This is a genomic window from Micromonospora sp. NPDC048909, assembly GCF_040649635.1.
Lineage (GTDB): Bacteria > Actinomycetota > Actinomycetes > Mycobacteriales > Micromonosporaceae > Micromonospora.
Genome location: NZ_JBEZFU010000003.1, coordinates 365,985 through 390,752, shown reverse-complemented (window position 1 = coordinate 390,752; position 24,768 = coordinate 365,985). Strand labels below are relative to the sequence as shown.

The following is a 24,768-nucleotide window of genomic DNA, read 5'->3' as shown; positions in this document are numbered from 1 at the left end:
TCAGGCTAGGTCGAGGGAGCGGGCGGCGGCCAGCGGGTCGTTGGGGATGGTGAGCGGGGCGGGGGCGGTGGAGATGGCCCACTCCGGGTCCTTCAGGCCGTGCCCGGTGACCGTACAGACGACGGTGGCGCCGGCCGGGATCCGCCCCGCCGCCGCCTGCTGGAGCAGCCCGGCCACGCTGGCCGCGCTGCCCAGCTCGACGAAGATGCCGACCTCCCGGGCCAGCAGCCGGTACGCGGCCAGGATCTCCCGGTCGGTGACCGCCGCGATCAGTCCGCCGGAGGCGTCCCGGGCGTCGATCGCCCTGGTCCAGCTGGCCGGGTTGCCGATCCGGATGGCGGTGGCGATCGTGGACGGCTCGCGGACCACCTCGCCGCTCACCAGCGGCGCCGCACCGGAGGCCTGGAAGCCGTACAGCTTCGGGGCTCGGGTGGTCCGCCCGTCGGCCAGTTCCTCGGAGTAGCCCAGCCAGTAGGCCGAGATGTTGCCGGCGTTGCCGACCGGCATGCAGTGGATGTCCGGCGCGTCGCCGAGCGCCTCGACGATCTCGAAGGCGGCGGTCTTCTGGCCGTGCAGCCGGTCGATGTTGACCGAGTTGACCAGCGCCACCGGGTAGTCCTGGGCGAGCTTGGCGGCGAGCGCGAGACAGTCGTCGAAGTTGCCGGTGACCTGGAGCAGCTTCGCGCCGTGCACCAGCGCCTGGGCCAGCTTGCCCAGCGCGATCTTGCCCTGCGGCACCAGCACCGCGCAGGTCAGCCCGGCGCGGGCCGCGTACGCCGCGGCGGAGGCGCTGGTGTTGCCGGTGGAGGCGCAGATGATCGCCTTGTTACCCGCCTCGACCGCCTTGGAGACCGCGACCGTCATGCCGCGATCCTTGAACGAGCCGGTCGGGTTGGCGCCCTCCACCTTGAGGTGCACGTCGCAGCCGAGCCGGGCGGAGAGCACCGGCGCGGGCAGCAGCGGGGTGTTCCCCTCGTGCAGGGTGACGACGGGCGTGGCGTCGGTGACCGGCAGCCGGTCGCGGTACGCCTCGATCAGACCCCGCCACATGTCGCTCTCCTCGCCTCTACCGCGCCGCTGAGCTGGGACCACGTCCAGCGTGGACCACCCTGCCGGACCAGCCCCGGCCGCGTCGCCGGTTAACCACCTGGCGGGACACCCGCCGAGCGCCCAACCCGGGGCGCGTCGCCGTCACCCGGGACAACGACTCAGAGCCCGCCCTCGACCCGGAGCACGCTGGTCACCGACCGGACGATCGCCAGGCCACGCAGTTCCCGGACGGTCGCGGCGAGCGCGGCGTCCGGCGCCACGTGGGTGACGATCACCAACTCGGCGTCGTCGCCCCGACCCGGCGTGCCGGTGGAGCCCGCCGAGCCCTGCCGCACCGTCGCGATGGACACCTCGTGCCGGGCGAAGACGCCGGCCACCGCGGCCAGCACACCGGGACGGTCGGCCACGTCGAGGCTGACGTGGTAGCGGGTCAGCGCCTCCCCCATCGGCCGTACCGGGAGGTCGGCGTAGGCGCTCTCGCTGGCCGCGCGCACCCCGGCGAGCCGGTTGCGGGCGACCGCCACCACGTCGCCGAGCACCGCGCTCGCGGTCGGCGCGCCGCCGGCGCCCCGGCCGTAGAACATCAGCTGCCCGGCCGCCTCCGCCTCGACGAAGACCGCGTTGAACGCGTCGCCGACGCTGGCCAACGGATGGGTCAGCGGGATCATCGCCGGGTGCACCCGGACGTTGACCGTCTCCCGGCCGGCCGGGTCCACCGCGCGCGCCGCGATGCAGAGCAGCTTGATGGTGCAGCCCATCGCCTTGGCGCTGGCCACGTCGGCCGCGGTCACCTCGGTGATGCCCTCCCGGTGCACGTCGGCCGCGCCGACCCGGGTGTGGAACGCCAGCGAGGCGAGGATCGCCGCCTTCGCCGCCGCGTCGAAGCCCTCGACGTCGGCGGTCGGGTCGGCCTCGGCGTAGCCGAGCTCGGTCGCCTCCTCCAGCGCCTCGGCGAAGCCGGCGCCGGTGGCGTCCATGGCGGAGAGGATGAAGTTGGTGGTGCCGTTGACGATGCCGGTGACCCGGTTGATCCGGTCGCCGTGCAGCGACTCGCGCAGCGGGCGCAGCAGCGGGATCGCCCCGGCGACGGAGGCCTCGTAGTAGAGGTCGCCCCCGCCCTCGGCGGCGGCCTCGTGCAACGCCACGCCGTCCTCGGCGAGCAGCGCCTTGTTGGCGGTGACCACGCTCTTGCCGGCGCGCAGCGCCTCGACCAGCCAGCCGCGGGCCGGCTCGATGCCGCCGACCACCTCGACCACCACGTCCACGTCATCCCGCTTGATCAGGCCGAGCGCGTCGGTGGTGAAGATCGTCGGGTCGACCGGCAGGTCGCCACGGTCGCGGCCGAGTCGACGCACGGCGATGCCGGCGATCTCCAGCGGGGCGCCGATCCGGGCGGCGAGGTCGGTCGACTGCTCGTGCAGCAGCCGGACCACCTCGGCGCCGACCGTGCCGCAGCCGAGCAGCGCCAGGCGCACAGGTGACGTCATCCAACATCCAATGCGAGCAGGTCCTCTTCGGTCTCCCGTCGGACGATCACGCGCGCCTGGCCGTCGCGCACCGCGACCACCGGGGGCCGCGGTACGTGGTTGTAGTTGCTGGCCATGCTCCGGCAGTAGGCGCCGGTGCCGGGCACCGCGACAAGATCTCCGGGCTGCACGTCGGCGGGCAGGAATTCATCCTTCACCACGATGTCCCCGGACTCACAGTGCTTTCCCACCACGCGGGCGAGCATCGGCTGGGCGGTCGACGCCCGGGAGGCCACCGTCGCCGAGTACGACGCGTCGTAGAGCGCGGTGCGGATGTTGTCGCTCATCCCGCCGTCGACGCTGACGTAGGTGCGGATGCCGTCCACGTCCTTGACCGTGCCGACCTCGTAGAGGGTGAACACGGCCGGGCCGACGATCGCCCGACCGGGCTCGATGGAGAGGCGCGGCACGGCCAGCCGCTCCGCGTCGCACTCCGAGCCGACGATCTTGCGCAGCCGCTTGGCCAGGTCCTGCGGCGCGGCCGGGTCGTCCTGGGTGGTGTACGCGATGCCGAAGCCACCGCCGAGGTCAAGTTCGGGCAGCTCGACGCCGCGGGCGTCACGGATCTGCGCCTGGAGAGCGAGCACCCGGCGGGCGGAGACCTCGAAGCCGCTGGCGTCGAAGATCTGCGAGCCGATGTGCGAGTGCAGGCCGCGCAGCTCCAGCACGTCCTCGTCGAGGATCTTGAAGGCGGCCGCGGCGGCCGCCCCGCCGGCCAGCGAGAAGCCGAACTTCTGGTCCTCGTGCGCGGTGGCGATGAACTCGTGGGTGTGCGCCTCGACGCCGACCGTGACCCGGACCAGCACCTTCGGCCGGACGCCGCGCTCGCGGGCCAGCGCGGTGAGCCGGTCGATCTCGACGAACGAGTCGACGATGATCCGCCCCACCCCGGCGTCCACCGCGCGGGTCAGCTCGGCGACGGACTTGTTGTTGCCGTGGAAGCCGATCCGTTCCGGCGGCATCCCGGCGGCCAGCGCGGTGGCCAGCTCACCACCGCTGCACACGTCGAGGTACAGGCCCTCCTCGTTGATCATCCGCACCACGGCGCGGCAGAGGAACGCCTTGCCGGCGTAGTAGATGTCCACGTCCGGGAAGGCGGCCCGGAAGTCCCGGCAGCGCGAGCGCAGGTCGTCCTCGTCCAGCACGTACACCGCGGTGCCGAACTCGGCGGCCAGGTCGTGGACGCTGAGGCCGGCCACGTTCAACGCCCCGTCCCCGGCCCGCGTCACGTTGCGCGGCCAGAGCTGCGGCACCAGCGCGTTGACGTCGACCGGGGACCGGAGCCAGGCCGGGCCGGTCTTGCCGATGTCGCCGTGCAGCGCGCCGGCCTCATGAGCCCGCATGGGGTTACATCCTTTCCGGGGCGGTGACGCCGAGCAGGTGCAGGCCGTTGGCGACCACCGTGCGAGTGGCGTCGTTCAGCCAGAGCCGGGCCCGGTGCAGGTCGGTGACCTCCTCGTCACCACGCGGCAGGATCCGGCAGTTGTCGTAGAACCGGTGGTACGCCTGCGCGACGTCCTCCAGGTAGTGGGCGAGCCGGTGCGGGGCGCGCAGCTCGGCGGCGGTCGCCACCACGGCCGGGAACTCGGCCAGCGCCTTGAGCAGCTCGTTCTCCTTCTCGTGGTCGAGCAGGTCGGCGCGGAAGGCGTCCACCTCGCCCCGGGTCAGCCCGACCTCGGCGGCGTTGCGGGCCACGCTGGCCGTCCGGGCGGCCACGTACTGCACGTAGTAGACCGGGTTGTCACGGGTGGCCCGGGTCCACAGCTCCACGTCGATGTCGATCGGCGAGTCGCTGGAGTAGCGGGCCAGCGCGTAGCGGGAGGCGTCCACGCCGATCGCGTCGACCAGGTCCTCCAGGGTGACCACCGTGCCGGCCCGCTTGCTCATCCGCACCGGGGCCCCGTCGCGGAGCAGGTTGACCAGCTGGCCGATGAGGATCTCCAGGTTCTGCTCCGGATCGTCACCGAAGCACGCCGCCATCGCCTTCATCCGGCCGATGTAGCCGTGGTGGTCGGCCCCCAGCATGATCACGACCCGGTCGAAGCCCCGCTCCCGCTTGTCCAGGTAGTAGGCGCAGTCGGCGGCGAAGTAGGTCCACTCGCCGTTGGACTTGCGCAGCACCCGGTCCTTGTCGTCGCCGAACTCGGTGGTGCGCAGCCACGTCGCGCCCTCGGCCTCGAAGACGTGGCCCTGCTCCCGCAGTCGGGTCAGGGCGAGATCCAGCTCGCCCCGGTCGTGCAGGTCCTTCTCGTTGAAGTAGGTGTCGAACTCCACCCCGAAGTCGCGCAGCGAGGAGCGGATCTCGTCGAACATCAGCGCGACGCCCTCGACCCGGAAGACCTCCTGGGCCGCCGCGTCGTCGAGCGTGAGCACATCGGGGCGGCGGGCCTGGACCTCGGCGGCGATCTCCGCGATGTACGCCCCGCCGTAGCCGTCCTCGGGCGCCGGCTCACCCTTGGCTGCCGCCAGCAGCGAACGGGCGAACCGGTCGATCTGCGAGCCGGCGTCGTTGAAGTAGTACTCCGTGCCCACCTCGGCGCCGGTGGCCCGGAGCAGCCGGCTCAGCGCGTCGCCGACCGCGGCCCACCGGACCCCGCCGATGTGCACCGGACCGGTCGGGTTGGCGGAGACGAACTCGAGGTTGAGCCGCTGCCCGGCGAGCCGCTCGCTGCGCCCGTACGCCGGGCCGGCCTCGACGATCAACCGGGCGAGCTGGCCGGCAGCGGCCGCGTCCAGCCGGATGTTGAGGAAGCCGGGGCCTGCGATCTCCACCGACTTGATCCCGGGCGCCCGGCCGAGCTGCTCGGCGAGCGCACCCGCCAGATCCCGCGGCGGCAGCCCGACCTTCTTGCTCAGCTGCAACGCCAGCGTCGAGGCGTAGTCGCCGTGCTCGGGATTGCGCGGTCGCTCGACCGTGGTCTGCCCGGGCAGCGCGGAGCGGTCCAGGCCCCGTTCGGTGAAGACGGCGTGGGCTGCGGCGAGGACGACCTCGGCGAGTTCTGCGGGAGTCACCGAACCATGTTATCGGGGGTAGACTCGGTCCCCGCGGCGGCGACCCATCTGCGCACCGGCCCGCCCGCTCCCCTGACCGACCGACCTGACGAGGCACGATGAGCATCAGCACCCCGGGCGGCCCAGAGCGCCGCCCGACCGTGGTCAGCACCGGCAAGAAGCCGGCAGCGGGCCGGCCCGCGTCCGGCGCGAAGGCCGGTTCCGGCAAGCCCGCGGGCACCCCACGGGCCGGCGGCAAGGGCCCCCGCAAGCCGATCGCCCCGGTCAAGGTCAGCCAGGGCCGGGCATGGGGGCCGATCGCGCTCTTCGTGGCCGTCGGCGTGCTCGCCGTCGGGATCATCGGCGTCGGCGCCTGGGCCACCTTCCAGGGCTCCAAGCCGTGGGAGGACCGGGCCGACTCGATCAGCGGCATCGTGAACTACCGCGAGAAGGACAAGGAACTGGTCAAGGGCAGCAACCACCAGGCCGGTCCGATCCAGTACGGCATCCTCCCGCCGGTCGCCGGCCCCCACAACGGCGCGTGGCAGAACTGCATGGGCGACGTCTACGACGCCCCGATCGCCAACGAGCACGCGGTGCACAGCCTGGAGCACGGCGCGGTCTGGATCACCTACCGTCCCGACCTGCCGGCCGACCAGGTCAGCGAGCTCGCCGGCAAGGTGCGCGGCAACGAGAAGCTGCTGATGAGCCCGTTCGAGGGGCTGGACAAGCCGATCTCGCTGCAGGCCTGGGGCTTCCAGCTCAAGGTCGACAACGCCGACGACAAGCGGATCGACGAGTTCATCAAGACGCTGCGGGTGAACGCCTCGATCGAGGGCCCGACGGCGCTCTGCAACCAGGGCATCACCGCCACCGGCACCACGCCGCGCGACGACGTCCAGGCGCCGACCCAGTAAGGATCTCGATGACGGCTCCCGCGACGCTCGACAGCTCGCCCGAGACCCCGGCCGCCGACGGCGGCCGGGGCTCCGGCCGTCGGTTCGGCCTGGTGGCGGTGGCGACCGCCGTCGTGGTCGGCCTGCTCCTCGGCTACGCCGGCGGCCTGCTGACGCCGCGGTTGACCCGGCCGGGGGACGACTCGGTCGAGGCCGGCTTCGCCCGCGACATGACCGCCCACCACGCCCAGGCGGTGGAGATGGGCCTGATCGCCTTCCAGCGCGCCACCGACCCCGAGGTACGCACCATGGGCGGCGACATCGCCAGCGGCCAGCAGGGTGAGATCGGCACCATGCAGACCTGGCTCCGCCTGTGGGGGCTCGACCCGACCGGCTCGCAGCCGCGGATGGCCTGGATGTCCGACGGCGCGTCGTTGGTGAAGGACGGCCTGATGCCGGGCATGGCCACCCCGGCGGAGATGACCAAGCTGCGGGCCGCCCAGGGACGGGAGTTCGACCTGCTCTTCCTGAACATGATGGTCAACCACCACCTGGGCGGCATCCACATGATCGACGGCCTGCTCGACGCCAGCGACGAGCCGGACGTGGTCCGGACGGCGCAGACCATGAAGAACACGCAGCAGACCGACCTGACCAACATGCGGAACGCCCTCAAGCGTCTCGGCGGCTGACCGCGCCGGGCGGATTCCCCGCCCACCCCTGACGAACGACCGAGAGGTTCGCGTCCTGCCGGTTTCCCGGCATGGCGCGGGCCTCTCCGTCGTTTCCGGCCACCGTCGCCGAGCCCTGAGCAGTTTGGGTGGTTTGGTCGGTGCGACCCATTGCGCTGCTTAGGGAGTTTTCTCCCCACATATCGTGACCAGATGCGATTCGGGCTCGTTGCGCAAGACGTGGGGGTTGCACTCAGAGACGCGCGGCGTTCGGTCACCAGTTGGTGCCGACGCCACACCATCGGCGGTGACGGGGCGGTGGCAGCCGTCCGTCGCGGACAGCGGCAGAGCGAGTCGGGAATGCTCAGCCGCGAACAGGAACTCGAACTGATCGACACCCTGCGGGGCGTCCACCCGGACGAGTTCGACCTGGACGAGGAGCTGTGGACGCGGCAGAGCCTGACCGCCCTCATCCAGAGCCGTTTCGACGTACCGCTGGACGCCGGCGCGGTCGGGGCGTACCTGCGGGCCTGGGGGTTGGGTCCGCGGGAGCCTCGCGAGCGCGCCTGCGGGCTCTGCGTCGGCGCGGTCGAGCGCTGGGTACGCAGCGAGTACCCGGCGATCACCCGGGCGGCCCAGGAGCACCTCGCGGAGGTCTACTGGCTCGGCCGGGTACGGCTGCGGGGCACCATGCCGACGGCCGATGTGATCTCCGCGGTCTCGTCCCGCGGCCGGGTCCGCTTCATGATCACCACACCGAACGTCGACCCGCCGCTCCCCCGCGACTTCGTGTTGCGGCTCAGCGGTGAGGAGCAGCGCACGGTGCACCTGATCGTGGACGGCTCCTGGGCCCGCAACGAGTGGCCGCGCCGCCTGCCGCGCCGGATCGTGCTGCACCCGCTGCCCAGCTGTGGCCGCGCCGTGGCCGCCTGACCGGGCGCTCGCCGCTCACGAACAGGGGCGCCCGGCCATCGCTGGCGCCCCGCCACGGCCGGACCGGCGGGTCACACAGCCGGTCCGCCGGCGAGCAGGACGAACCGCGGCACGGGATACCGGTTCGGCGTTCCGGGGGGAGGTTTGCTAGTCTTCTCCAGTCGCTGAGCCCCCGTAGCTCAGGGGATAGAGCACCGCCCTCCGGAGGCGGGGGCGCAGGTTCGAATCCTGCCGGGGGCACACAGACACATGCCGGGCACGGGGCCGATGACCCCAACTGCCCGGCATTCGTGTTTCTCCGACCCGCTCTACCGCCGGACGCCGCTCACGAGTTCGACCACGTCCGGGTGGAGAGCACCAACCGGTAGCCGTCCGGATCCTCCACCGTGACCCCCCAGCGGTCCCAGTACGGATTGTGTGCCGGCACGCGCCGGCCGCCGTGCCGGGTGAGCCGCTCGGCCGTCCGGTCGATCTCCGCGCCGTCGAGCTGCCCGAGATAGACGACGAGCAGATCCTCCGGCGTCGGCGTGGGGAGCACCGGATCGGCGGGCGCGTACACCAATTCCAGGTGCCACGCGGCATCCGGCCAGCCGGCCATCAGCAGGCTGTGGTCGTCCGCGGCGCCGTCGGACTCGTGCCGCCAGAGCACCGAGAGGCCGAGCCCGGCAACCCAGAACCGCTCGGCCGCGACGAGGTCCCGGGTGGGGCGGGCGATGCGAAGGTGCGCCGCGCCGGGCGTCACGCCGGCACCGGCCAGTGCGGGCTCGCCACGTAGTGGTTGTCGAACCGCTCCTGGCTGTCGGCGACGTCCTGCCAGGTCGCCTCGCCCCGGTGCACCCGGTCGAGCAGCCGGTAGTAGTCGAAGCGGGCGGTGCCGGGGACGAAGACCACCAGGATGTCGGCGTCCTGCCCGGGCGCCGGGGCGAAGGCGTGCGGCAGCCCCCTCGGCACGAGCAGGAAGTCCCCCTCCGTCAGGGTGACGACGTCCTCGCCGAGCAGCATCCGCAGCGCGCCACCGAGAACGAAGAAGAGCTCCTCCGAGGCGGCGTGGTAGTGCGGCGGGGCACCGGCGGTGCCGTCGCGCAGCAGCGAGCGGTTGCTGGTCAGCGCCCCGCCGGTGTCGGTGGTGTCGGCCAGCAGGCTGATCACGCTCGCCGGGTCGCTCGCCAGCACCTCGGCGTCGGCGGCACGCACCAGGACGGCACGGGATCCGCTCGGGTCGGACATGGGTTCCCCTCTCCACGAGACGAGACGTAATGTCTCGTCGGCACGAGACTCTGCCCCGTCGCCCGCCACCCTGTCAAGACGAGACGTCTCGGCTCGCGACTGATAGGGTCACCGCTCGTGACGCGCCAACCCGATCCCCGCCGCCGCAACGAGCAGTCGCGCCGGGCCATCCTTCAGGCCGCGGCCGAACTCTGCGTCCAGGTGGGCTTCGCCGCCACCACCGTCGAGGGCATCGCCGCACGGGCCGGGGTCGGCAAGCAGACCATCTACCGCTGGTGGCCGTCGAAGGCGGCCGTGCTGCTGGAATACATGCAGGATCTCCGGGCGGCGACCGCCGACTTTCTGGACACCGGGGACGTGCTCACCGACCTGGTCGCCCAGACCACCGCCGTGCAGCGGCTCCTCACCTCCGACGCCGGGGCGATCTGGCGGGGCCTGCTGGTGACCGCGCAGACCGACGACGCCGCGGCCTCGGGCGTACGCGAGCTGATCGAGCGGGCCATCGACGACGGCCGGGCCCGGTTGGCGACGGCCCAGCGGGATGGCCAGATCCGCGCCGACGTCGACCTCGACATCGCCGTCGAACTGATCTTCGGCCCGCTCTACCACGCCTGGCTGCTCCGCGCCCGGACCCTGCCCGAGCAGCACATGGCCGAGGTGCTGCGCACCCTCTTCGCCGGCCTCGCCCCCACCCCGGCCTGAGCCCACCCGGCGTCGCCGGGCCCGAACCGCTGAGTTCCCGGCCCGAGCCCGCCGAACGCCGGGGCGAACCGCCGCGTCAGTCGGCCTGGCGGCGGGCGCGGGCTCGACGCTTTCCCTCGTGCATCGCCTGCACCCGGGCGATCGGAATGGCCCGCCCCTCCTGGACCAGGTCGGCCGGGAGCCGCTGCGGTTCCGGCATCAGCTCCAGCCAGGGATCACGGTCGGCGACCAGCTCCGGAACGTTGTGCACGGTGAAGTCGGCGGGGCGTACGTCCTCCAGGTCGGCCCAGTCGACCGGGAAGGAGACCGGCAGCCCGGGCCGCAGCCGCGGGCTGTACGCCGCGACCACGGTCGCCCCGCCGGCCCGGGTGGAGTCGACGAAGACCTTCCCACCCCGGTCCTCACGGATGAAGGCGGTGGTGGCGAGGGCCGGGTCCAGCCGCTCGGCGCGGGCGGCGATCGCCCGGGTGGCCGCGGCCATCTCCTCCGCGTCGGCGCCCGGGGCGACCGGCACGAACACGTGCACGCCCTTGGCGCCGCTGGTCTTCACCGCGCCGGCCAGACCGGAGTCGGCGAGCGCCTGGCGCACCAGCAGCGCGGCGGCCACCGCGGCGGGGAACGAATCGCCCTCCGGCGGGTCGAGGTCGAGCACCAGGTGGGTGGGGCGGTCCAGGTGGTCGACCCGGGCCAGGGTGGGGTGGTACTCGATGGCCCGCTGGTTGGCGAACCAGAGCAGGGTGCGGCGGTCGTCGCAGAGCGCGTACGAGACCTCCCGGTGCGACGCCTCGGCCCAGACCGGCACCCGGCGCACCCACTCCGGGGTGTACTTCGGCAGGTTCTTCTGCATGAACGGCGCCTGACCGCGCAGCGCCCGGATCACCGACAGCGGCCGGTCCCGCAATTGCGGGAGGATCCGGTCGCGGACCGCGTCGAGGTAGTCGACCAGGTCGCGCTTGGTGGCCCCGGCGCCGTCGAAGAGCGCCTGGTCCAGATTGGTCAGCGACACCCCGTCCCGGGTCTGCTCCGCCCCGCTCATCAGCCCACCTTCCCGGCCCGGCGGCCGGTGGTCAACCGGACGCGGCGGAACGGGCCGCGACGGCCGGGTCGGCGGGTGGGGTGCTGGCGGAGCGGCGCAGGGTCAGCACGGCGACCAGCAGCGCGGCGGTGACCAGGCCGGCGGCCACGGCGAACGCGATCCGGTAGCCGCCGGCCAGGGCCGTCGTCTCAGCCCAGCCCCGGCTCCGCAGGTCGCCGGCGCGGCCGGCGGCCAGGGTCGCCAGCGCGGCCAGGCCGAACGCCCCGCCCACCTGCTGGGTGGTGTTCGCCAGCCCGGAGGCGAGCCCGGCGTCGGCGTCGCCCGCGCCGGCCATGGCCAGCGTGGTCACCGCGGGCAGCGTCAGCCCACCGGCCACGCCGAAGACCAGCATCGCCGGAAGCACGTCGGCCAGGTAGCCGCCGTCGGCCGGCAGCCGGGCGAGCAGCAGGAACCCGACCACCGCGACAGCGAGCCCGGCGAGCAGCACGCTGCGGGCGCCGTACCGGGCGATGAGCCGTCCGGCGACGCCGAGCGAGACCACCGCGATCACCACCGGGGCGGGCAGGAAGGCCCAGCCGGTCGCCGCCGCGTCGAGCCCGAGCACCAACTGGAGTTCCAGCGCGAGCAGGAACTGGAAGCCGAAGAAGGCGGCGACCGCGAGGAACTGGACCACGTTGGCGGCGACCAGGTCGGGCGTACCCAGTACCCGGGGCGGGAGCAGTGGGACGGCGGTGATCCGTTGGCGCAGCGCGAACGCGCCGAGCAGGGTCACCGCCACGGCGGCGGCCCCGACGGTGCGGGCGGAGGTCCAGCCGTGCTCACCGGTGCCGACGATCGCCAGCACCGCCGCCATCAGGCCGGCGGTGGCCAACGCCGCGCCGAGCACGTCCAGCCCGGCCCGCAGGCCGGCACCCCGGTCGGCGGCGATCCGGCGTACGGCGGCGACGGCGATCGCCGACCCGATCGGCAGGTTGATCAGGAAGATCGAGCGCCAGCCGGCGAGGTCGGTGAGCACGCCACCGGCCACCGTGCCGATCGAGGCGCCGGCGGCGCCGGTGAAGCTGAAGACCGCGATGGCGCGGGCCCGTTCGGCCGGCTCCGGATAGAGCCGGACGATCATGCCGAGGCTGACCGCCATGGTCAGCGCCCCGCCGACCCCCTGCAGGAAGCGCGCGCCGACCAGCGACGCCGGCCCGGTGGCGACGGCGCAGAGCAGCGAGGCCACCGTGAAGAGCGCGACTCCGGCGAGGAAGACCTGCCGCCGGCCGAGCAGGTCGCCGAGGCGACCGGCGAGCAGCAGCAGCCCGCCGAAGGCGACCAGGTACGCGTTGACCACCCAGGCCAGCCCGGTGGCGGTGAAGCCGAGGTCGCGCTGGACGGCGGGCAGCGCCACGGCGACGATGCTGCCATCCAGGATGATCATCAGGCTGCCGGCGCAGAGCACGAGCAGCGCCGGCCAGCGGGACGGTTCGGTACGGGCGGGCATGGAGATGCCTCCTTGGTGCACGGTTTGTTACCGACTCCATCGTCTGTGACCATGGGGCGAGGCGGAAGGAGGCACTTTGATGTCCCAGGGGAACAACGATGTGTCCGGGCAGCTCAGCGCGTTGACGGGCTGCGCCGCGGAGGCCGACACGCCCTTCACTCCCGGGCAGGCCAAGGCCTGCACGGTCCGCGAGGTGCTCGACCGGGTGGGCGGCAAGTGGAGCATCGGCATCCTGGTGGCCGCCTCCCAGGGCCCGGTGCGCTTCACCGAGCTGGAGCGGCACATCGAGGGGATCAGCCGCCGGATGCTCACTCTGACCCTGCGCAACCTGGAGCGCGACGGCCTGCTGCACCGTGAGGTCTATCCGACCGTGCCGCCCAAGGTCGAATACACGGCAACCCCGATCGCGCTGGAGCTCTACGAGTCCCTGGTCGCCCTGACCAGCTGGGCGGAGCGGCACCGCAACACGATCGCCGCCGCCCGGGCCGAGTACGACGGCGCGCACGGCGGCCTCTGACCATCCGCGACGTAAACCTGCCCTTCCTGTGGGGAAGGCCACGCAATTCCTCTGACCGATCGGTCAGGCTCTGACCGATCGGTCAGGCATGCTGGTTCGCGGGGGGTGACCAGCATGCGACGTGCGGAACCGGAGACCCGCGGCGAGATCCTGACCGCGGCGACACGGCGGTTCGCGGTGACCGGCTACCGAGGGACCTCGCTGCAGGACATCGCCAACGAGGTCGGCTGCTCGAAGGCCACTGTGCTCTACCACTTCGCGAACAAGGAAGCCCTGCTCACCGAGCTGATGGCCCCGGCGATCGCGGTGCTCCAGGCCCTCGACGACTCCCTCACCGGGCTGACCGGCGCCGCGGCGCAGCAGGCCGCGGCCGAGGGCTTCGTCGACCTCGCGGTCCGCTTCCGGCGGGAGATCGCGCTGCTCCGCGGCGAGTTCCCCCAGCTGCTGCAGCGACCGGCGTTCGCGCACGTCCAGCGGATCTCCGAGCGACTGCGGGACGCCCTCGCCGGGCACACCGGCCGGCCCAGCGCCCAGGTCGCGTCCCTGGTGCTGCTCGCCGGCATCTCCGAGACGTGTGCCGAGTTCGTCGAGATGCCCGACGCCGAACTGCGTCCCGCCCTGCTCGCCTTCGCCCGGCGGGCCCTCGAACCCGTCCCTGACCCACTTTCGACCCAGGACAAGGACAAGGAATCCTGATGGCGACCCTGCTCTACCGGCTCGGCCGGGGCTCGTTCCGCCGGCGGCGACTCGTCGTCGCCGTCTGGCTCGTCGTACTCGTCGGCCTCGGGCTGGCCGCCGCGACCCTGCGCGGCCCGACGGCGAGCAACTTCACCATGCCCGGCACCGAGTCCCAGCGCGCCCTCGACCTGCTGGCCACCCAGTTCCCGGCAGCCAGCGGCGCCACCGGCACCATCGCGCTGAAGGCGCCCGCGGACGGCCAACTGGCCACCCCGCAGGGCCAGGCCGTGGTGAAGGAGATCGTCCAGGAGGCCGGGACGCTGCCCGGCGTGGTCGGCGCGGTCGACCCGACGACCGTGGGCGCGGTCTCCCCGGACGGCCGGTACGCGTTGGTCCAGGTCCAGTTCGCCACCGGCGCCGACGAGGTCGACGACGCCCAGCGTGCCGCGTACGAGCGGGTCGGCGCGGCGGCCGAGGCGCAGGGCTGGCAGGTGGCCCCCGGCGGCGAGGTGCTCGGCGGCGAACCGGAGATCGGCTCGACCGAGGCGCTCGGCGTGGCGGTGGCGGCGATCGTTCTGATCGTCACCTTCGGCTCGCTGGTCGCCGCCGGCATGACCATGCTGAACGCGCTGATCGGGGTGGGCGTCGGCATGGCCGGCCTCTTCGCGCTCAGCAGCGTCGTCGAGCTGACCAGCACCGCGCCGATCCTCGCGCTGATGCTCGGCCTGGCGGTCGGCATCGACTACTCGCTCTTCATCACCTCGCGGCACCGGCAGAATCTGCGCGAGGGGCTGCCACCGGACGAGGCGGTGGGCCGGGCGGTGGGCACGGCCGGCTCCGCCGTCCTCTTCGCCGGCGCCACCGTGGTCATCGCGCTGGCCGGGCTGGCCGTGGTCGACATCCCGTTCCTGACCGTGATGGGTCTGGCCGCGGCGGGCACGGTCACCGTGGCGGTGCTGGTCGCACTGACCCTCCAGCCGGCGCTGCTCGGCTTCGCCGGCCGCAGGGTGCTCCCCCGCCGGCTGCGCTCGGCGCTGCCCGACCCGGCGGCCGAGGACGCCTCGACGCCGGCCGACCCGACGCCCACCGAGGACCGCTCCGCGTTCGGCTTCCGCTGGGCCCGGCTGGTCACCCGGTTCCGGGTGCCGGTCATCCTGGTCGGGCTGCTCGGCCTCGGACTGCTCGCGCTGCCCACGCCGGACATGCGGCTGGCCCTGCCGGACGCCGGTTCGGCGGCGGTCGGCTCCCCGGCCCGGGTCTCCAACGACCTGGTCACCGAGGGCTTCGGTCCGGGCTTCACCGGTCGGCTGGCCGTCGTCGTGGCGGGCGACGACCCGCAGGCCACCGCGGCCGCCGTACCGCAGGTCACCGCGCTGATCCAGCGCACCGACAACGTCCTCGCGGTGGCGCCGCCGCAGCTCAGCCCGGATGGCCGGACCGCCCTGCTCGGCGTGGTGCCGAAGACCGGCCCCACCGACGCCGCCACCGAGACGCTGGTGCACGACATCCGGGGCGCGGTCGGCGGGATCCGGAACGCGGACGTGCTGCTGACCGGCGCCACCGCCATCGGCATCGACGTCTCGGAGAAGCTCTCCGACGCGCTCCCGATCTACCTGCTGCTGGTCGTCGGCCTCTCGGTGCTGCTGCTCATGCTGGTGTTCCGCTCGCTGGTGGTGCCGGTCAAGGCGGCGCTGGGCTTCCTGCTCACCGTCGCGGCGACGTTCGGCATCACGGTCGCGGTCTTCCAGCAGGGTCATCTGGCCGACCTGGTCGGCCTGGACACTCCCAGCCCGCTGGTCAGCTTCCTACCGATCCTGCTGATCGGCATCCTGTTCGGCCTGGCCATGGACTACGAGGTCTTCCTGGTCTCCCGGATGCGGGAGGACTTCGTGCACGGCGACACGGCCCAGCAGGCGACCATCAACGGCACGGGGCACGGGGCGCGGGTGGTCACCGCGGCCGCGCTGATCATGATCTCGGTCTTCGGCGGCTTCGTCTTCCTGGACGACCCGGTGATCAAGTCGATGGGCTTCGCCCTCGCCGTCGGCGTGGCCATCGACGCCTTCGTGGTCCGGATGACCATCGTGCCGGCGGTGATGTCCCTGCTCGGCGCCCGCGCCTGGTGGCTTCCCGGCTGGCTCAACCGGGCCCTGCCCAATGTCGACATCGAGGGTGAGGGCCTGCGCGCCCACCTCACCGACAAGACGCCCACCCCGGTCTGACCGGGGCCGATCATGCAGTTGTGGTGCCTTGCGAACCCGGCAGAACCGGGCGAGCCGGGCACCACAACTGCATGATCGCCCGGAACAGGGGGCGGTCAGACGCCGGCAGGGTAGGTCTCCATCTCGCCGGGCGTGGTCGTGGCGGGCAGCGGGTGCAGAGCGGTCGTCTCGTCACACCAGATGAAGGCGTCGTACCGCTCGGCCAGGCGGGTCGGCACGTAGTTGCCCCAGGACTCGAAGGACGGGTCGTAGACCACCCCGACGGCCCGGTGGTCGGCGGTGTCGGTGACCCAACCCGGCTGGTCCTCCCCGCCGAAGACCAGCACCGCCCGCTCCGGCATCAGTTCGTGCAGCCGCCGCTCGATCGAGCCCGGCCGGGCCGGCGGCACCGTCATCACCTCGGCCGGCGACCCCCAGCGCGGCGCGGCGACCACGTTCCCCCGGTAACAGCCGAAGCCGACCAGGGTGACCGCGTCGGCGCCGTGCCGTTCCCGGGCCAGCTGACCAATGTTGATCATTCCGTCCGCGGCCATGTCGGTGGCCCGCGCATCGCCGACGTGGGTGTTGTGCGCCCACACCACGCCGCGCGCCTGCGGGCCGTACCGGTCGAGCAGCCGGTCCAGGGTGTCCTGCATGTGGATGTCCCGGATGTTCCAGGAGTCCGGGCCGCCGGCCACCATCGCCCGGTAGTACCGCTCCGCGCCGGCCACCACCTCCGCGTTCTGCCAGGCCGAGAAGCGGTCCGGCCCGTCGGTCAGGGCCTGTTCCCGGGTCCGGGCCAGCAGCCGGACCACCTCCTCCTCGCAGCGCGCGGAGACGAACCGGCTGGCCGCGCCGTACTCCTCGACCCGCTTGCCGTACGGCTCGAAGCAGCGGTACGCGTCCTGCGCGGCCTCCAGCGACGTCGGGTCCTCCTCCCCCAGGTAGTCGAAGATGGCCTGCATCGACTCCCAGAGGCTGTACACGTCCAGGCCGTGGAACCCGGCCCGCTCGCCCTCCGGCCGCTCCACGTTCCAGGCCCGCAGCCAGCTGCAGAACCGGGCCACCTCGGCGTTCGCCCACATCCAGGTCGGCCAGCGCTCGAAGCGCTGCAACGCCAGCTGCGGCTCGGTCGCGCCGCCCGGCGCCCCGGTCACCGAGCGGTGCACCCGGTCGCAGTCGGGCCAGTCCCCCTCGACCGCGACGAACGAGAACCCGCACTCGGCGATGAGCCGGCGGGTGAGCTGTTCACGCAGCCGGTAGTAGTCGTAGCTGCCGTGGGTGGACTCACCGATCATCACCACCCGGGCGTCCCGGACGCGCTCCAGCAGGGGATCGAAGTCGCTCGGCGCGCCGAGCCGCTGAACCAGCATGCCAGCGGCTACCCGGCCGGTCGGCGGGCAAACAGCCGGCGCGTCGGCCGCGACACGCCGGCTGCCCGCTCCACCGGTGTGCCGCCAGGCTGAGCGGGTAGCCGCCGGACATGACCGTTACCGGGGTGCAGTGGCAGGAGTACCTGGCCGGGCTCGACTACCCGGTCTCCCGCGAGGACCTGGTCCGGTGGGCCCAGGAGAACGGGGCGAGCACCGAGATGTTGCAGATGTTGCGCGCGTTGCCGGCGGAACAGTTCGATGCCCCCGCCGAGCTGCACGAGGCGCTCGGCACGCTCGCCTGACGGCCGGCACGGGCGGGCCGCTCGACCCGCCCGTGCCGGTGTGCTCAGCGGGCGTGCAGCAACCGGAACAGCACCAGCCACTGCTCCGGCCAGACGTGCCCGACCGGGGTGGCCGGGTCCAGCCGGGTGGCCCGCAGCGCCGCCGCCACCCGGGCCGGCGGATACCGCCGCCGCAGCGAGGCCGCGAGCGACCCGCCGACGCCGCCGAAGCCCAGCTCCACCATCCGGCGGTACGCGGGCAGCGCGGCCGGGGAGAGCAGCGGTTCTTCCCGACGGTCGATGCGCAGGATGCCCGCGTCCACCCGGGGCACCGGGCGGAACGCGGTGCGGGGCACCCGCCCGGCCAGCTGCCAGGAGAACTCCGGCCAGGTCGACACGGTCAGCCGCGTCCACCGGCCGTAGTCGCCGCTGCGGCGGCGGGCGTACTCCAGCTGGGTGAGCAGGGTCGCCGCGCGCAGCCCGGGAGCGGCCAGGCACCACCGGACCACCGCCGAGGTCAGCGACCAGGGGATGTTGCCGACCACCGCGAACGGTTCCGCCGGCGGCTCGGCGGTGAGGAAGTCGGCCTGGCGGTGCCGGACGTGCGGCAGCGCCGCGCAGACCACTGCCAGTTCGGCGGCGGCGGCCGGATCGACCTCGTAGGCCACCAGCCGGCCGCAGTGGGCGGCGAGCGGCCGGGTCAGCTGGCCGCGACCGGCACCGACCTCCAGCAGGAGGCCGGCCGGATCCGACCGGGCCGACCGGACGACCCGGTCGATGGCGGCCGGGTCGGTGAGGAAGTTCTGGGAGAGTACGCGACGGGACCGGTCGCGTTCGGTTGCTCGGGTACGGCGGGGCGCCACGTGTCGTCGTCCTGTCTGTCGCCGCTCGGCGACGGGGCGGACAGGCAGCCCGAAGCGGGGCCTGTCCGAGTGGATCGGGACTCGGACGGCCCTGGAGATGGCGCGGGAGTGCGCCTGCGGTCAGTCGCGGGTCGCGTCCCGGCCGGCCAGGGCCGGACGCCGGACTCGCGGACGGGACACCAGCAGGGGGCCCCGGGCGGCCGGCGTGCCAGCCACCTCGATCAGGGCATGCGTGAACATGCCCGCCACGCTAACCCCCGCGGCTCCACCCCACGACCCATTTCCCACTCCCGGCCAACCCCCGCAGGCAACCCCTGTTGATCACGAAGTTTGTTGCCACGACACGCCGGCGCGCAGGACGACAACTTCATGCTCGACGAGGCGGGAAGGGGAAGCGCGGGCCGGGGGTCAGGCCGGGATTGGGACGGTGACGGTGCGGGACTCGGTGCGGGCGGTCTCGGCGGCGGCCAGCACGGCGACCACCTCGCGGCCGAAGCGCACGTCGCAGCGGTGGTCCCGGGTGCCCGCCTCGATCTCCTCCAGCAGCTGGTCGATCGCCACCGTGAAGGCGGTCGCCGGGCTGGTCTGCGGCTCCGGCGCGGTCTCGATGCCGTTCTCGCCGAAATAGACGATCTCCCGGGCCATCGCCTCGGTCGGGGCGTCCAGGGTCAGCGAGGCGCTGCTGGTGGCGCCCCCGTCGTGGGTGAGCAGCAGGTGCACGATGCCGCTCGGGCCGTTCATCGCCGCCACCCGGGTGACCCGGCCCATCACCGGCAGCAGCAGCGAGAGCGCGTGCGGGCCGATGTCCCAGAGCGCGCCGTGCTCCCGTCGCCACTGCGACTCGCCGTACGGGTTCCCCGGCTGGTAGATCGAGGCGAACATCGTCGCCCGGGCGTGCTGCCACCCGCCCGCGGCAGCGGTGGCGGCGAGGAACGCGGTGACGTTCGGCTGGTAGCGCTGGGTGAAGAAGACCACCGACGCGACCCCGGAGCCCTGCGCGGCGGCGACCACCCGGTCGGCGTCCGCGACGTCGAGCGCGAGCGGCTTGTCCAGCAGCAGGTGCCGGCCGGCGGTCGCGGCCCGGACGGCGATGTCCGCCTGGATGTCGGGGGGCAGAGCGACAGCGACCGCGTCGCAGGCGTCGATCAGCGCGTCGGCGTCGTCGAAGGCCGGCACGTTGTACCGGTCGGCCAGGGCGCCGGCCCGCTCCGGATTCCGCCCCCACACCCCGACCAGCTCGGCACGGGGGTGCGCGTCGAGCGCCGCCCCGTGCGTCTCCGTCGCCCAGTGACCGGTGCCGAACAAACCGAACCGCAGCACGACCATCCCCCGCCGTTGTCGTCCACCGCGGCGACGCCGCAGCCCGTGATCCACGCTAGCCTCCCGGCCTCGACGGTGCAGGCGGCGGGGCCGGACGTCACCGTCGCCCCTGACCGGGCCCGCGTGGCGGGGCGGGGCCGAGGGGCGGTTACTACGACGGTTAGTAGGCTGTGCCGGTGACCGAGCCAAGGACCGGGTGGCCCCGATGACCGCCGCCGCGGCGGGATCGCCGGTGGACGGCGTCCTCGCCACCGTGTCGATCGTGCTGTCGCTCGTACTCGCGCTGTGGGCCCTGGTGTGCGCGGCGCGCAACCGGCCGCCGGACCGGGCCCAGCTGATCGGGCTGGCCCTGCTGGAGCTGGCGCTGCTCGCGCTGGCCGTGGTGGCGCTGGTCGCCCTCGGCGGCGGCGAGCGGCCGGGCGAGCCGGGCGCCTTCTTCGGCTACCTGGTGACGCTGGTCTGCCTACCGCCGCTGGCGGCGGTGCTGGCCCGGATGGAGCCGACCCGCTGGGGTTCGGGGATCGTCTGCGCGGTCTGCCTCGTGACCCCGGTGGTCGTGGTCCGGCTCCAGCAGACCTGGGAGGTGCTCGGTGGTTGAGGCCTCGACGCCCCGGCGCGCGACCAACAAGGGACCGGGCCGGCTGCTGATCGCCGTCTACATCCTCTTCGCCATCGCCGCGACCTCGCGGGCCGGGTTGCAACTCGCCACGAAGTTCGACGAGGCACCGGTGGCCTACCTGCTCTCCGCGCTGGCCGCGGTGATCTACATCGTCGCCGCGGTGGGGCTGGCCCGCGCCGGGCACACCGGCCGGCGGATCGCGCTGGCCTGCTGCTCGGTGGAGCTGGTCGGCGTGCTCGCGGTGGGCGTGCTCAGCCTGGTGGACGCCGAGCTCTTCCCCGACGAGACGGTCTGGTCGGAGTTCGGCAGCGGGTACGGCTACATCCCGCTGGTCCTGCCGATCCTGGGCCTCTACTGGCTCTGGCGCACCCGCCGCTCCCCCGCCTGACACCCGTCCGGGAGACCGCGATGGCCGCCCCGTGCGGAGCGGCCATCGGGCCGGCGCGGCCGGTCAGTCCTTGGGACCGCCGGCGACGTAGATGACCTGGCCGGAGACGAAGGACGCGCCCTCGCTGACCAGGAACGAGATGGTGTGCGCGACGTCCTCCGGCCGGCCGGTGCGGCGCACCGGGATCTCCGCGGCGGCGTGCTGCTGGAGCGCCTCGAACTCGACCTTCATCCGGGCGGCGGTCGCCGCGGTCATGTCGGTGACGATGAAGCCGGGCGCGACCGCGTTCACGGTGACCCCGAACGGGCCCAGCTCGATGGCGAGCGTCTTGGTGAGCCCCTGCAGGCCGGCCTTCGCGGTCGAGTAGTTGGCCTGGCCGCGGTTGCCCAGCGCCGAGGTGCTGGAGAGGTTGACGATCCGGCCCCACTTCCGCTCGACCATGTGCTTCTGAGTGGCCTGGCTGAACAGGAAGGCGCCGCGCAGGTGCACGCCCAGCACGGTGTCCCAGTCGGCGTCGGTCATCTTGAAGAGCAGGTTGTCGCGGAGCACGCCGGCGTTGTTGACCAGCACGGTCGGCGCACCCAGCTCGGCGGCGATCCGCTCGACCGCCGCCTCCACCTGGTCCCGCTGGGCGACGTCGGCGCCGACGCCGAGCGCCCGACCACCGGCGGCGGCGATCGCGTCGACGGTCTCCTTCGTCGCCGACTCCTCGATGTCGACCACGGCGACCGCCAGGCCGTCACCGGCGAGCCGGCGAGCGGTGGCCGCGCCGATTCCACGCGCGGCTCCGGTGACGATGGCGACGCGGGGCTCCTCCGACATGATTACCTCCCGGTAACTTGGGGTCGATCGAAGGAGCTTAACCCAGCGGTACGCGCCGGATCGGTGCCCGCCGGGCGGCCCGACGGCCGCCGCGCGTCCTCAGAAGGACCGGCTGCGGCAGAGCCGGATCCACCGGTAGCCGTGGCCGGCGAGCTTGAGGCGGTCCAGCTTGCCGACCTCGTCGTAGCCCCGGTCGGTGAGCACGTCGATCGGCAGGTCCGCCTCCGGCTCCAGCGTGCTCAGGTCGACCTCCACGTCCTCGGTGCCGAGGTTGTGCAGGAAGACCATGGTCCCGCTCGGGCCGTCGGCGCGGTGCGCGAGCACGCCCGGCGGCGTCGGCACGTCGATGTGGGTGGTCGAGCCGGACCCGATCTCCGGGGCCTCGCGCAGCGTCCGGATCATCCGCTCGAACCAGCTGAGCAGGGAGCGCGGATCCTTGCGCTGGGCGGTCACGTTCACCTTGTCGTACGCGTAGTCACCCTTGTCGATCACCGGGCGGACCAGCTTCTCCGGCTCGGCGCTGGAGAACCCGCCGTTGGGCTGGTACGACCACTGCATCGGGGTACGGATCGCGTCGCGCCCCGGTAGCGACAGGTCCTCCCCCATGCCGATCTCCTCGCCGTAGCGCAGCACCGGCGTGCCGCGCAGCGAGAACTGCAGGGCGTACGCCAGCTCGATGTGCCGCCGGTCGTTGCCCAGCATCGGGGCGAGCCGGCGCCGGATGCCCCGGCCGTAGAGCTGCATCTCCTCGTCCGGGCCGAACGTCGCCAACACGTCGTTGCGCTGGTCGGCGGTGAGCCGGGACAGGTCGATCTCGTCGTGGTTGCGCAGGAAGGTCGCCCACTGGCCGCCGACGGGCAGCGTCGGGGTGTCTCGCAGCGCGTCGATGATCGCCTCCGGGTCCTCCCGGGCGAGGGCGAGCATCAGCCGACCGTTGAGCATGAAGTCGAAGAGCATGTGGATCCGGTTGCCCGACCCGTTTCCGTCACCGAAGTAGACCGGCAGCTGATCCGGCTCGACGTTCGCCTCGGCCAGCAGGACCGCGTCGCCGCGCCGCCACTGCACGTGTTGGCGCAGGTCGGTGAGGAAGTCGAAGTCCTTCGGGGAGTTCGGGTTGCCCGGCTCGGTCTGCTCGATGATGAACGGCACCGCGTCCATGCGGAAGCCGGATACGCCGAGCTGGAGCCAGAACGACGTGATCTTCTTGATCTCCTCGCGCACCTTCGGGTTCTCGATGTTGAGGTCCGGCTGGAACTTGTAGAACCGGTGGTAGTACCACGCCTTGGCGGTCCGGTCGTAGCTCCACGTCTCGTGCTGCTCGCCCGGGAAGACCATGCCCTGGTGACGGTCGTCCGGCTCCCGGTCGGCCCAGACGTACCAGTCACGGTACGGCGAGTCCGGCGAGGAGCGGGCCGACTGGAACCACGGGTGCTGGTCGGAGGTGTGGTTGACCACCAGGTCGATGATCACCCGAATGCCCCGGTTCTGCGCCTGGTGCAGCAGCTCGGCGAAGTCACCGAGCGTCCCGAAGCGCGGGTCGACGTTGTAGAAGTCGGTCGCGTCGTAGCCGTCGTCCTTGTTGGGCGACGGGTGGATCGGGTTGAGCCAGAGGCAGGTCACCCCGAGCCGGGCCAGGTAGTCCAGCCGACCGATCAGGCCCCGGATGTCACCGACCCCGTCGCCGTCGGAGTCCGCGTACGTGTCGATGTCGAGGCAGTAGACGACGGCCTCGGAGTACCACCTGTCACCCATGCCCGGTTACCTTCTCCGATCCGCCGGCCCGGCAAACGCGTACGGCGCGACGCCGGTACGGTGCCGGTCATGCGCGACACGACCGACACCGAGCCGATCGACTGGTCCACCGGGAGCTGGCTGCACCGGCCGGTCCGGGCGGAGGGCACGCCGGAGGGGCACCTGGTGGTCGAGCCGGCAGCCGGCAGCGACTTCTGGCGACAGACCAGCTACGGCTTCGTGCACGACGACGGGCCGGCCCTGCTCGCCGCGTTCACCGCCGGCACGGCCGTCGAGGTGAGCTTCCGGCTGGCCTTCACCGAACAGTTCGACCAGGCCGGCGTGCTGGTCCGCACCGACGAGCGGAACTGGATCAAGGCCGGCGTGGAGGTCAGCGACGGCCAGCCGCAGCTCGGCGCGGTGGTCACCCGGGAGGTCTCGGACTGGTCGGTCGCCCCGGTGCCGGAGTGGGCCGGGCGGGAGGTCACCGTCCGGGCCAGCCGTTCGGGCGACGCGCTGACCGTCCGGGCCCGGGTGGCCGGTGAGCCGTGGCGACTGGTCCGGCTCGCCCCGCTGGCGCCCGACGCCGAGGTGTTCGCCGGCCCGTTCTGCTGCTCGCCCACCCGGGGCGGGCTGGCGGTCCACTTCACCGGTTGGCGGGTAGGGCCGGCCGACGCGGCCCTGCACCCGTCGGACTGAGCCGGCAGGTGTGCCCGGCGCGCGGCGGGGTACAGATATCGGATCCCCTCCCCCGTGGAAAGGATCGCCATGCCGCTCGCCGAGAACGTCGACCCGAGCCGACTCGGTGGGTTGACCGGCTGGGTGGCCGGGGTGATCGACTCCGCCGGGGCCCTGGGCGTCGCCCTGCTGGTCGCCCTGGAGAGCATCGTCCCGCCGATCCCGAGCGAGATCGTCCTGGCGATGGCCGGTTACCTGGCCGGCGAGGGGCGGTTCAACGTCTTCGTGGTGGCGCTCGCGGCGACCGCCGGCTCACTGATCGGCGCACTGGTCCTCTACTGGGTGGGCGCGGTGCTCGGTGAGGACCGGCTCAAGCGCTGGCTGGACCGGCTTCCCCTGGTCGACCTGGACGACCTGGAGCGCGCCGACCGCTGGTTCGAGCGGTACGGCCGGTGGGCGGTCTTCTTCGGCCGGATGATGCCGGTGGTACGCAGCCTGGTCTCCGTCCCCGCCGGGACGAACCGCATGCCGCTGCCCGAGTTCGTCGTGCTGACCACGCTGGGCAGCGGGATCTGGAACGCGATCTTCGTCGGCGGCGGCTATGCCCTCGGCTCCCGGTGGCAGCAGTTGGAGCAGTACAGCAGCTGGTTCGACTACGGCATCATCGCCCTCTTCGCGATCCTGATCGGGTGGTGGGTGGTGAAGAAGATCCGCCGCCGCGGCCGGCGGCGCGACCGGCAGTCGGTGACCGCCGGTCGCTGACCGCGTACGGCCGTGGC

25 protein-coding genes and 1 tRNA gene are annotated in these 24,768 nt (G+C 72.9%); 13 read left to right on the top strand and 13 right to left on the bottom strand.

All coding sequences use genetic code 11. The features are described from left to right. The 4 genes from thrC to argS form a co-directional block, all read right to left on the bottom strand. Complete coding sequence (gene thrC / locus AB0C04_RS11160; protein WP_350871774.1) at positions 1-1,050, bottom strand: threonine synthase; 1,050 nt, start codon at positions 1,048-1,050, stop codon at positions 1-3. A 158-nt stretch (positions 1,051-1,208) separates the two neighbouring features. After that, positions 1,209-2,525 (bottom strand): homoserine dehydrogenase, encoded by a 1,317-nt coding sequence (locus tag AB0C04_RS11155; protein WP_357052247.1) that lies wholly within the window; start codon positions 2,523-2,525, stop codon positions 1,209-1,211. Between the two features lie 8 nt (positions 2,526-2,533). Next, positions 2,534-3,919 (bottom strand): diaminopimelate decarboxylase, encoded by a 1,386-nt coding sequence (gene lysA, locus AB0C04_RS11150; RefSeq protein WP_357051661.1) that lies wholly within the window; start codon positions 3,917-3,919, stop codon positions 2,534-2,536. Positions 3,920-3,923: 4 nt separating this feature from the next. After that, positions 3,924-5,588, bottom strand: a complete 1,665-nt coding sequence (argS, locus tag AB0C04_RS11145) for an arginine--tRNA ligase (protein WP_357051658.1) — start codon at positions 5,586-5,588, stop codon at positions 3,924-3,926. A gap of 98 nt (positions 5,589-5,686) precedes the next feature. Between argS and AB0C04_RS11140 the strand changes: the two genes are divergently transcribed. The 4 genes from AB0C04_RS11140 (at position 5,687) to AB0C04_RS11125 (ending at position 8,307) form a co-directional block, all read left to right on the top strand. After that, positions 5,687-6,484, top strand: coding sequence for a DUF3105 domain-containing protein (locus tag AB0C04_RS11140; protein ID WP_357051655.1), 798 nt, complete (start codon positions 5,687-5,689; stop codon positions 6,482-6,484). Positions 6,485-6,492: 8 nt separating this feature from the next. After that, positions 6,493-7,155 (top strand): DUF305 domain-containing protein, encoded by a 663-nt coding sequence (locus AB0C04_RS11135; protein ID WP_357051652.1) that lies wholly within the window; start codon positions 6,493-6,495, stop codon positions 7,153-7,155. A gap of 219 nt (positions 7,156-7,374) precedes the next feature. Continuing rightward, on the top strand, positions 7,375-8,067 hold the full coding sequence (locus AB0C04_RS11130) for a winged helix-turn-helix domain-containing protein (RefSeq protein WP_350872146.1): 693 nt from the start codon (positions 7,375-7,377) through the stop codon (positions 8,065-8,067). Positions 8,068-8,235: 168 nt separating this feature from the next. Beyond that, positions 8,236-8,307 (top strand) — tRNA-Arg (locus tag AB0C04_RS11125). Positions 8,308-8,392: 85 nt separating this feature from the next. Here the strand turns inward: AB0C04_RS11125 and AB0C04_RS11120 are convergent. Further along, positions 8,393-8,809, bottom strand: coding sequence for a VOC family protein (locus AB0C04_RS11120; RefSeq protein ID WP_357051649.1), 417 nt, complete (start codon positions 8,807-8,809; stop codon positions 8,393-8,395). Then, positions 8,806-9,294, bottom strand: coding sequence for a cupin domain-containing protein (locus AB0C04_RS11115; RefSeq protein ID WP_357051646.1), 489 nt, complete (start codon positions 9,292-9,294; stop codon positions 8,806-8,808). Before AB0C04_RS11115 ends, AB0C04_RS11120 begins: the two co-directional genes overlap by 4 nt. A gap of 117 nt (positions 9,295-9,411) precedes the next feature. On the opposite strand from AB0C04_RS11115, the gene AB0C04_RS11110 reads away from it, so the two are divergent. Continuing rightward, positions 9,412-9,996 (top strand): TetR/AcrR family transcriptional regulator, encoded by a 585-nt coding sequence (locus AB0C04_RS11110; protein ID WP_357051643.1) that lies wholly within the window; start codon positions 9,412-9,414, stop codon positions 9,994-9,996. Positions 9,997-10,072: 76 nt separating this feature from the next. Here the strand turns inward: AB0C04_RS11110 and ligD are convergent, their stop codons facing one another. Next, positions 10,073-11,032 carry a non-homologous end-joining DNA ligase gene (gene ligD, locus AB0C04_RS11105; RefSeq protein ID WP_357051640.1) on the bottom strand — a complete coding sequence of 320 codons (960 nt, stop codon included), beginning with the start codon at positions 11,030-11,032 and terminating at the stop codon, positions 10,073-10,075. A 31-nt stretch (positions 11,033-11,063) separates the two neighbouring features. Then, positions 11,064-12,518, bottom strand: a complete 1,455-nt coding sequence (locus AB0C04_RS11100) for an MFS transporter (RefSeq protein WP_357051637.1) — start codon at positions 12,516-12,518, stop codon at positions 11,064-11,066. A 76-nt stretch (positions 12,519-12,594) separates the two neighbouring features. On the opposite strand from AB0C04_RS11100, the gene AB0C04_RS11095 reads away from it, so the two are divergent. From AB0C04_RS11095 to AB0C04_RS11085, 3 genes are all read left to right on the top strand, one after another. Beyond that, a complete protein-coding gene (locus AB0C04_RS11095; protein WP_357051634.1) occupies positions 12,595-13,035 on the top strand; it encodes a helix-turn-helix domain-containing protein in 441 nt (146 codons plus the stop codon). 114 nt (positions 13,036-13,149) lie between these two features. Next, on the top strand, positions 13,150-13,731 hold the full coding sequence (locus AB0C04_RS11090) for a TetR/AcrR family transcriptional regulator (protein ID WP_357051631.1): 582 nt from the start codon (positions 13,150-13,152) through the stop codon (positions 13,729-13,731). Then, a complete protein-coding gene (locus AB0C04_RS11085; RefSeq protein WP_357051628.1) occupies positions 13,731-15,935 on the top strand; it encodes an MMPL family transporter in 2,205 nt (734 codons plus the stop codon). Before AB0C04_RS11090 ends, AB0C04_RS11085 begins: the two co-directional genes overlap by 1 nt. 95 nt (positions 15,936-16,030) lie before the next feature. On the opposite strand, the gene AB0C04_RS11080 is transcribed toward AB0C04_RS11085, so the two are convergent. Beyond that, entirely contained in the window at positions 16,031-17,287 is a 1,257-nt protein-coding gene (locus AB0C04_RS11080; protein ID WP_357051625.1) for an erythromycin esterase family protein, read from the bottom strand. A 110-nt stretch (positions 17,288-17,397) separates the two neighbouring features. On the opposite strand from AB0C04_RS11080, the gene AB0C04_RS11075 reads away from it, so the two are divergent. Next, complete coding sequence (locus tag AB0C04_RS11075; RefSeq protein ID WP_357051622.1) at positions 17,398-17,589, top strand: DUF2795 domain-containing protein; 192 nt, start codon at positions 17,398-17,400, stop codon at positions 17,587-17,589. 44 nt (positions 17,590-17,633) lie between these two features. Here AB0C04_RS11075 and erm read toward each other — a convergent pair whose 3' ends face one another. Both erm and AB0C04_RS11065 read right to left on the bottom strand, forming a co-directional pair. Continuing rightward, complete coding sequence (gene erm / locus AB0C04_RS11070) at positions 17,634-18,431, bottom strand: ErmE/ErmH/ErmO/ErmR family 23S rRNA (adenine(2058)-N(6))-methyltransferase (RefSeq protein ID WP_357051619.1); 798 nt, start codon at positions 18,429-18,431, stop codon at positions 17,634-17,636. 408 nt (positions 18,432-18,839) lie between these two features. Further along, positions 18,840-19,751 (bottom strand): Gfo/Idh/MocA family oxidoreductase, encoded by a 912-nt coding sequence (locus tag AB0C04_RS11065; RefSeq protein ID WP_357051616.1) that lies wholly within the window; start codon positions 19,749-19,751, stop codon positions 18,840-18,842. 205 nt (positions 19,752-19,956) lie between these two features. Here AB0C04_RS11065 and AB0C04_RS11060 point away from each other — a divergent pair, with 205 nt between their 5' ends. Together AB0C04_RS11060 and AB0C04_RS11055 are read left to right on the top strand one after the other, a co-directional pair. Next, positions 19,957-20,349, top strand: a complete 393-nt coding sequence (locus AB0C04_RS11060; RefSeq protein ID WP_357051613.1) for a hypothetical protein — start codon at positions 19,957-19,959, stop codon at positions 20,347-20,349. Next, complete coding sequence (locus AB0C04_RS11055) at positions 20,342-20,758, top strand: hypothetical protein (RefSeq protein WP_357051611.1); 417 nt, start codon at positions 20,342-20,344, stop codon at positions 20,756-20,758. The genes AB0C04_RS11060 and AB0C04_RS11055 overlap by 8 nt, the downstream gene beginning before the upstream one ends. A gap of 63 nt (positions 20,759-20,821) precedes the next feature. On the opposite strand, the gene fabG is transcribed toward AB0C04_RS11055, so the two are convergent. Further along, positions 20,822-21,580 (bottom strand): 3-oxoacyl-ACP reductase FabG, encoded by a 759-nt coding sequence (gene fabG, locus AB0C04_RS11050; RefSeq protein ID WP_357051608.1) that lies wholly within the window; start codon positions 21,578-21,580, stop codon positions 20,822-20,824. Positions 21,581-21,679: 99 nt separating this feature from the next. Continuing rightward, positions 21,680-23,332 (bottom strand): alpha-amylase family protein, encoded by a 1,653-nt coding sequence (locus tag AB0C04_RS11045; protein ID WP_357051605.1) that lies wholly within the window; start codon positions 23,330-23,332, stop codon positions 21,680-21,682. Positions 23,333-23,401: 69 nt separating this feature from the next. Here AB0C04_RS11045 and AB0C04_RS11040 point away from each other — a divergent pair, with 69 nt between their 5' ends. Beyond that, positions 23,402-24,010: a DUF1349 domain-containing protein gene (locus tag AB0C04_RS11040; protein WP_357051602.1), complete on the top strand. Its 609-nt coding sequence runs from the start codon at positions 23,402-23,404 to the stop codon at positions 24,008-24,010. Positions 24,011-24,079: 69 nt separating this feature from the next. Further along, entirely contained in the window at positions 24,080-24,751 is a 672-nt protein-coding gene (locus tag AB0C04_RS11035; protein ID WP_357051599.1) for a DedA family protein, read from the top strand. The last annotated feature ends 17 nt before the right edge of the window (positions 24,752-24,768 follow it).